The 7,768-nt window shown below is 43.7% G+C and carries 5 protein-coding genes and 1 pseudogene; 2 read left to right on the forward strand and 4 right to left on the reverse strand.

Annotation, left to right across the window (positions count from 1 at the left end; genetic code table 11):
* Positions 1-118 (reverse strand): annotated as a pseudogene (locus tag P5683_RS20995) (Uma2 family endonuclease); the annotation flags it as partial.
* Between the two features lie 403 nt (positions 119-521).
* Between P5683_RS20995 and P5683_RS21000 the strand changes: the two are divergent.
* Complete coding sequence (locus P5683_RS21000) at positions 522-1,103, forward strand: zinc-ribbon domain-containing protein (RefSeq protein WP_008051516.1); 582 nt, start codon at positions 522-524, stop codon at positions 1,101-1,103.
* A gap of 117 nt (positions 1,104-1,220) precedes the next feature.
* Positions 1,221-4,355, forward strand: a complete 3,135-nt coding sequence (locus P5683_RS21005; RefSeq protein WP_006625120.1) for a DUF2126 domain-containing protein — start codon at positions 1,221-1,223, stop codon at positions 4,353-4,355.
* Positions 4,356-4,370: 15 nt separating this feature from the next.
* On the opposite strand, the gene P5683_RS21010 is transcribed toward P5683_RS21005, so the two are convergent.
* From P5683_RS21010 to P5683_RS21020, 3 genes are all read right to left on the reverse strand, one after another.
* A complete protein-coding gene (locus P5683_RS21010; protein WP_315641004.1) occupies positions 4,371-6,782 on the reverse strand; it encodes a hypothetical protein in 2,412 nt (803 codons plus the stop codon).
* A 2-nt stretch (positions 6,783-6,784) separates the two neighbouring features.
* A complete protein-coding gene (locus tag P5683_RS21015; RefSeq protein ID WP_006668793.1) occupies positions 6,785-7,522 on the reverse strand; it encodes a polysaccharide deacetylase family protein in 738 nt (245 codons plus the stop codon).
* 51 nt (positions 7,523-7,573) lie between these two features.
* Positions 7,574-7,768 (reverse strand): hypothetical protein (locus tag P5683_RS21020; RefSeq protein WP_315646927.1); only part of this gene is annotated, 195 nt, incomplete at its 5' end.

The following is a 7,768-nucleotide window of genomic DNA, read 5'->3' on the forward strand; positions in this document are numbered from 1 at the left end:
GTTGTAGGTGTAAATAACTTTCCAATGGCAACTCCTGACTTTCTAAATCTCCGGGGGGAAACTCAATATCTTGGTCTGGAGTGATTTGAGTGGGTTCTAATTCCTGAGCTATAGTCATAGCTGTCTCCAGTAATGTATTTATAGTATAGTCTATTTTTTGATAATTATACCATGGGGAGGCGGGAGTTGGGTGTGCCAAACATGATTATTAATGACTAAGTATTTATTCGGGATTTTATGAGTTATTGGTATTAGATTAAAAAGGAGTAATTGTATTGATAAATATATGGAGAGCGATCGCCACAGTAGATTTATCAAATATCGATGACATAACTAGGGGAATTTGATACATAAGTTTATATACTGGATGAGGAGGGCTGCCAAATGTTAAGAACCTGTATAGTCGGCTATCTGTATAGTTTTGGGGAATTTATAATATAAATGTTAAGAAGTAGGATTTGGTGAGGAAACAATTTTACAATATCAGCATTAGATGTTTCTTATGGTAGGAAGAGGCTATTATGCCTTATGTATGCGAGCTAGGCACCGGTCAAAGAGTTTATCTTGATAACCAAGGGTCGCAAACTGTTGTGACGATCGCCAGTGGATCACCCGGACAGCAACAGCAAGCCAGCAATGGGTTCCAGACCGGAACCTGGACTTCCCCCCCCTCCCTGTATCGGACGGGAAATGGGGTAGTGTTGAAAATAGAAACTGCTCAGGGTGAACACTTCGTGCAACTCCAGGGAAGTAGTATGAGTGTCATGGGTCAGACACCCTCCCTCGGAAGCGCCCAGCAGATGTCAGTTCAGCAGGTTTCGAGTACCCCGGCATCTTCGATGCCACCGATGAAACCGATGGAACCGATGAAACCGATGGAACCGATGAAACCGATGGAACCGATGAAACCGATGCAAATGGGGAATATGCAAATGAGTATGAACCCCATGGAAATGCGGATGGGTAACATGGAACTAAAAATGGGTTCTTCTGAGCCATCATCTGCGCCATCATCAGGAAATCGTAAATTCTGTAGTAACTGCGGTGCGACAGTACAACCTGACGATCGCTTCTGCGGAAGCTGTGGTCATCAACTCCATTAATAGCAATGGGCAAAAGGCAAGAGACAAAAGGCAAGAGAGGTAACTTTTTTGTATTGTCTTTTGCCGGCTGAAATTGCGAAATTCCGAACCATATATCCCTCTTGCCCAAATTGAGTTATGTCAGTAAAAGTTAGCCTAAACCATCAGCTTGTCTACCATTTTGAAAAGCCAGTAATTCTAGGTCCTCATACATTAGGATTGCGACCTTCTCCCCACTGTCGCACCCCCATTAATAGCTATTCCCTCAAGATTGAACCTAGTGATTATACGATGACCTGGCAACAGGACCCCTATGGCAATTATTTGGGGAGGCTGAACTTTTTATCAAAAACCGATCGCCTAGGGGTCACAGTAGATATTATTGCGGATTTACACCCGATTAATCCGTTTAACTTCGTCATGGAAAGCTATGCCGAACGCTATCCGTTTATCTACGAAGAACAACTGGGGCGGGAATTAATCCCCTTTTTAGAAATAGATGAATCCAGCCCCATACTCAAAGACTGGGTAGAACAGCACCGGGTCAAAGATATATATACCCCAGAATTTATCATTACCATTAATCAGAAAATTTCTGATTATATTAATTATACAGTCAGATTTGAACCAGGGATTCAAACCTGCGAAGAAACCCTAAAAACTCAAATAGGTTCCTGTCGAGATACAGCATGGTTAATGGTGCAGATTTTGCGGCACTATGGACTCGCTGCCCGTTTCGTATCGGGTTATCTGATTCAACTGAAACCCGATGTTCCCCCATTAGATGGACCCCCAGGACCAGAGGCTGATAATGCAGATTTACACGCTTGGGCGGAAGTATATATTCCCGGCGCTGGTTGGATTGGTTTAGACCCCACCTCTGGTTTTTTAGCAGCAGAAGGTCATATTCCCCTAGTGTGTACCGCCGACCCCCAGGCTGCCTCCCCAGTTCAGGGAACAGCGGAACCTTGCGGGTCAAATTTAGAGTTTGCGGTGACAGTTTCTCGCTACGAAAATCAACCCCGCACCAGTCAACCCTATAGCCCCACTCAATGGGAAACCATAGACCGCCTCGGGGAAGCAGTAGAGGATAAATTGCAAAGTTTGGGAGTAGGTTTAACCATGGGTGGGGAACCTACTTTTGTTTCTATTGATGATTTTGAGTCTCCCCAGTGGCAGGTACAAGCCTTGGGAGAGGAAAAGCGCAGGTTAGCCGGACAGTTATTACACCGCCTAGAAAATAAGTTTTCCAAGGGTGGCGGCTTGCTACATTATGGCATGGGAAAATGGTATCCGGGGGAAATTTTGCCGAGGTGGGCTTTAGGCTGTTATTGGCGAGAAGACGGTAAACCTATTTGGCATAATCGGGCTTTCATGGCGGTAGATGGTGACGATTATGGCTATGGGATTAAACAGGCGGAAATCGTTATTCAAGAATTAGTTAAACATTTAGGAATCGAAAGCGATCGCATTATTCCCACCTATGAATTAGAAACCGAAGAATTAGCCGGTTATGCCTTACCAATTTTACCAGTTGTCGAGTCCGAAGAATTACGCTGGGGTAGCTGTCCTTGGAAATTACCACAGGAGAAATTGATTTTATTAAAAGGTGATTCGCCCTTGGGATTTCGACTGCCATTAAGTAGCATAAGTTGGTCAGAAGAATTGCACCCAGAAGCGCGAGTATCTCTAGATCATAAACCTGCTGTGGTTGGTTCCGAACCCATCAATTTACCAGAAAATTCCGTGCGGGTAGCCATGGCGGTAGAAGCGCGGGATGGCTGTATATATGTTTTCGTTCCTCCCATAACTTCCGCCCGGTGTTTTTTAGATTTAATTACAGCCATTGAAAAAGCCGCCACTGCTGTTAATATTCCCGTGTTAGTTGAAGGATACACCCCCCCTGGAAATGATGGGATTATGGGATTTCAGATTACCCCAGATCCGGGAGTAATTGAAGTCAATATTCACCCCGCCAAAAATTGGTCAGAATTAACCGAAATTACCACCACCTTGTATGAGGAAGCGCGGCTATGTCGGTTGGGAACCGAAAAATATGCCCTAGATGGTCGGCGCATAAGTACCGGAGGCGGCGCACATATCACCATTGGCGGTAAAAGCGTTCAAGATAGCCCCCTATTACGTCGCCCAGATTTATTAAGAAGTTTGATTTCCTATTGGCAAAATCACCCTAGTTTATCCTACTTATTTGCGGGGTTATTTATCGGACCGACTAGCCAATCACCCCGGGTAGATGAAGCCAGACACGAAGGATTATATGAGTTGGAAATCGCCTTTCAAGAGCTAGAAAAGGGGCGAGAAATACCACCAGGATTGGTCGATCGCTTATTGCGAAATCTGCTAATTGATGTCACCGGAAATACTCACCGTTCAGCATTTTGTATTGATAAACTCTACCCATTAGAGAATTATCGCAACCAGTTAGGGCTATTAGAGTTTCGGGCTTTTGCGATGCCTCCCCATGCACAAATGGGGCTATTGCAAATGTTGTTAATTCGTTCCCTAGTAGCTTGGTTTTGGGAACATCCCTATACTAAACCCCTAATTCGTTGGGGAACTACCCTACACGATCGCTTTTTACTGCCCTATTTTATTGAAGAAGATTTAGGCACAGTTTTAAGGGATTTAAACGCGGCGGGTTATCCCTTTAATTTGGCGTGGTTTAAACCATTTGTAGATTTTCGCTTTCCCGTCTATGGAGAAATTACCCGTGATGGGGTGACATTAGAGTTAAGAAATGCCATAGAACCTTGGCACGTTTTAGGAGAAGAAACCGGAAATGGTGGTAACGCTAGATATGTTGATTCTTCCATGGAAAGGCTACAGGTTATGTTACGGGGGGCGATGGGAAATTCTCCCGGTTTAGATGGCTTTTCCCATCGTTATATTGTCACCTGTAATGGCTATGCAGTGCCGTTAAAATCCACCCTTAAACCAGGGGAATATGTGGGCGGGGTCAGGTTCCGGGCGCGACAATATGCGGCTTTATTGCATCCTTCTATTAACCCCCATACTCCCCTATTATTCGATATTGTTGATACTTGGGCTATGCGTTCTATTGGGGGATGTAGTTATTATATCAACCCTCCTAATGGGGTAGTTTATACAACATTTCCCATTAATGAAAGGGAGGCTGAGTCCCGGATGTTAGAAAGGTTTGTAGCCATGGGTCACACTCCCGGAACTTGGGAAATTTCCACCCCCAATTTAAGCCCTGAATACCCTTTAACCTTAGATTTGCGCCGGGTATAAATCCATTAAAGTCGCCTAAAACTGATAAACCGCCCCAACACCTTCTAAGCCGATATTCGTGTCTGGGGCGGCAATTATTAGCCCTGCATTAAAGCTGGCGATCGCACTACCAAAGTTCAACACTCCATCACTGGGAGGAAGTTCGGGGTGTAAATAGGTTTCTAATAATTCCCCGGTGCGTAACTGGAATTTGAACGCCGCCCCAAAATCGAAAGGACCGAAACCGGGAGATCCTACCACAACATTATTGTTGCTGGTGGTGGTTATGAACTCACCAAAGCGATCGCCTGTCCGCAAGTTTTCCGGTGTGTAATTTGCCAAAATTGACCCAGTAATACCATCAATTAAAAATGCCGCCCCAGCATTTATTCCCCGCTGGTCATCACCCGGAGATCCGATGATAATATCCCGTCCAATTCCCGTCCAGGCGACAGCATGACCAAAATTATCTAGTCCTGGGTTAGGGTTACGGAAAGACTGGATTAAATCTCCCGTTACACTATTAAATAAATAAGCCGAACCCGGACTGTTTGACTGACCAATTCCCAAACTACCCGGTGCGCCAATTAATACCCAGTCTCCCACAGAGGCGATCGCCGCCCCAAAATAATCATCTGGTTGCGGGTTAGGATTATTAAAAATTTGCCGTAATTCTCCGGTTATACCATCAAATAAATAAGCAATTCCCCCTCGCAATTCCGATGTACTATCCCCTGGCGCACCAATTATTATATCATTACCAATAGTCGCCAAACTGTAGCCAAAATAATCAAAAGGTTCTGGGGTGGGATTAAATAATTGAGTTACGGGTAAACCAGTTATCGTATTATAAACATAAACCGCACCCGAAGCAAAGGCGATGCTACTATCTGTGGGCGCACCAATTACCGGGGCTAAACCTAAACTAGCAATAGCAGCGCCAAACTCTGAACTTCCAGCATTAGCAGAAGGGTTCTGAAAGGCTGGTAAAATTTCTCCCGTTGTGCCGTCTAAAACATAAACTAGACCTTGGGAATTATTCCATCCCGGACTACCAATTAAAATCTGATTGTTCACAGTTTCTAAAGCCGCGCCAAACCTAGCAAAAGATTCAGGTATGGGGTTATTAAAGGTTTGGATAGGGTCAGGGGGAGTCTGGTCAGAAATAATGCTTAATGTCGCCACAGTGGGATTAATTAAAGTAGCATTTCCGGTGGCATCTTGTAACGATAATTCTAAGACTTCAGGATAGGTAACAATGGGATTATTAGCGATGAGAATTGATACAGTTTTACCCCCCAATTCTCCATCGGGAAAATTAATCATAATTGGGCTGATATCAACACCCCTGGGAGGTAAAGGAGTTAATAAACTGGGAATCAAAGTTACACTAACTGCACCATCTTCACCACCGGAACGCACCACGGTAATGGGTTGGGTACTCATGCCATTATCCTGTACTTCAAATCTGGTTGATTCAAAGGATAAAACACCCGGAACAAAAAAGTCACTGCGGTTAATATCATTAGGACGGATACCTCGCAATAGGGCTATAATTTCTCCGGTGGGAGTTTCCAGAATGGTATTATTTATATTAGGGTTAGTGTCATCAAGAATAATATTTAGCTGGTCTATGGGAGCATCTCCCAGTAGCAAAATAGTATCTTGTCCGGGGGTAAAATCAAAAATCTGATCAGTGTCAGCAATGGTGGTCCAACCATTACCAGCCTCTAAGACAAAGGTATCATTTCCCGTCCCTCCCACTAGGGTATTACTCCCGGAATTTCCGAATAGTATATTATTACCCTCGTCTGCTAAAATCAGATCGTTTCCCAGTCCCCCATAGATGGTATCATCCCCCTCGCCACCGCTAATAATATCATCACCAGATCCGCCCAAAATCAGATCATTTCCCAGTCCGCCACCAATTTGATCATCATCAGTTCCCCCATATAAGGTATCATTTCCTGGTCCGCCAAAGATGGTATTTTCTCCAGCATCTCCAAAAATTAAATCATTACCTTCTCCACCCCTAAGAATATCAGAACCTTGTCCACCATAAATTAGATTATTTCCCGCATCTCCATCAATAACATCATTTCCCGGTCCCCCAAATATGGTATCATTTCCCGGTCCTCCTGATAGGATATCATTCCCAGCATTTCCAAAGATTAAATCATCACCTTCATTACCCTCGATATAATCATCTCCCTGACCGCCATATAAGGTGTCATTTCCTCCCCCTCCAAATATTTGATCATTCCCCTGGTTTCCATAAATTAGTGCTGGGTCTACTAAACTTCGGACTGTATCATTTCCAGACCCTAGAAATACTCCCAAGGGAAACACCCCTAATTGATTCTCAAAAAAGGTGATATCTACGGGGTTATCATCTCCGACAAGGCGCAGCAAACCAGTAATTGGATCAGTTTCAGGTCTTAATACCATAGTTAATTAGGCGATCGCATTTTATTACTAACAGGGAACAGGGTATCATTTTTTCTTCCCATCCACAACTGATCAATAGTGACAAACTCATATCCTTGTTTTAATAATTTTGGAATCACCTTAGCGCTAGTTTCTGCTACATGACAGCCACCAAAATAGCCATCATGAAGGACAATTATCGAGCCATTTTTAGTCTGTCGCAAAATGCGATCGCTCACCACCTCTACCCCCGGTTCTACCCAATCTTCCGGAACCACAGACCACATCACTGTTCGATAGTTCCAATTATTCAGAAGTTGTAAAGTTTTCCCGGTAAACAATCCATTAGGAGGACGCACATAGATAACTTGATTTTCTGGCAATCCACAAATCTGACAAATCGCCGATTGAGTTCGGTCTAAACTTAACTTTAATTCTCGTTTATTTAACCTAGTAAAAGACTTGTGCTGATAACCATGAATCCCAATCAAATGCCCGCGCTGATGGACTTCTTGAGCAATTTTAGGATATTTTTCGACGAAAATTCCCAACCAAAAAAAACTAGCTTTAATCTGACAATAGTCCAAAACTTGCAATAATTCCAAGGTATATTGAGGATGGGGACCGTCATCTATAGTTAGGGCGATTTGTCGTTGAGATAAATTACCACTCCATAAACAATTAGGAAAACCGAATTTTAACAGAGGGTATAATAACGGATACAAAAAAGCTAGTTGCAGTTTGATGGGAGATTTAGCCATGTTACCAATTTCCTTACTCGTGACCTACCAACAGTTATTGAGTTGATGAACTTAGGCGAAACTCTCACCTTCAGCCAGACCAGTAGACAACACCGACTCTATAGCGTGTAATAGTTTATCCTCCCCATTAACATAGGATTTGCGAAAAATCCGAGTTTGATCTATAATCGTACTTAGACCAATTGTAGCAAAGTCAGCACCCCCGGCTGAAGCACGGGGGCTTCGTGCCCCCCTTTCAGGTAGCTT

The organism is Limnospira sp. PMC 1279.21 (assembly GCF_032349615.1).
Lineage (GTDB): Bacteria > Cyanobacteriota > Cyanobacteriia > Cyanobacteriales > Microcoleaceae > Limnospira > Limnospira fusiformis.

Excerpts from the sequence above, each read along its gene's own strand:
- P5683_RS21005 (WP_006625120.1), top strand. The coding sequence starts at position 1,221 with ATGTCAGTAAAAGTTAGCCTAAACCATCAGCTTGTCTACCATTTTGAA.
- P5683_RS21015 (WP_006668793.1), bottom strand. The coding sequence starts at position 7,522 with ATGGCTAAATCTCCCATCAAACTGCAACTAGCTTTTTTGTATCCGTTA.
- P5683_RS21000 (WP_008051516.1), top strand. The coding sequence starts at position 522 with ATGCCTTATGTATGCGAGCTAGGCACCGGTCAAAGAGTTTATCTTGAT.
- P5683_RS21010 (WP_315641004.1), bottom strand. The coding sequence starts at position 6,782 with ATGGTATTAAGACCTGAAACTGATCCAATTACTGGTTTGCTGCGCCTT.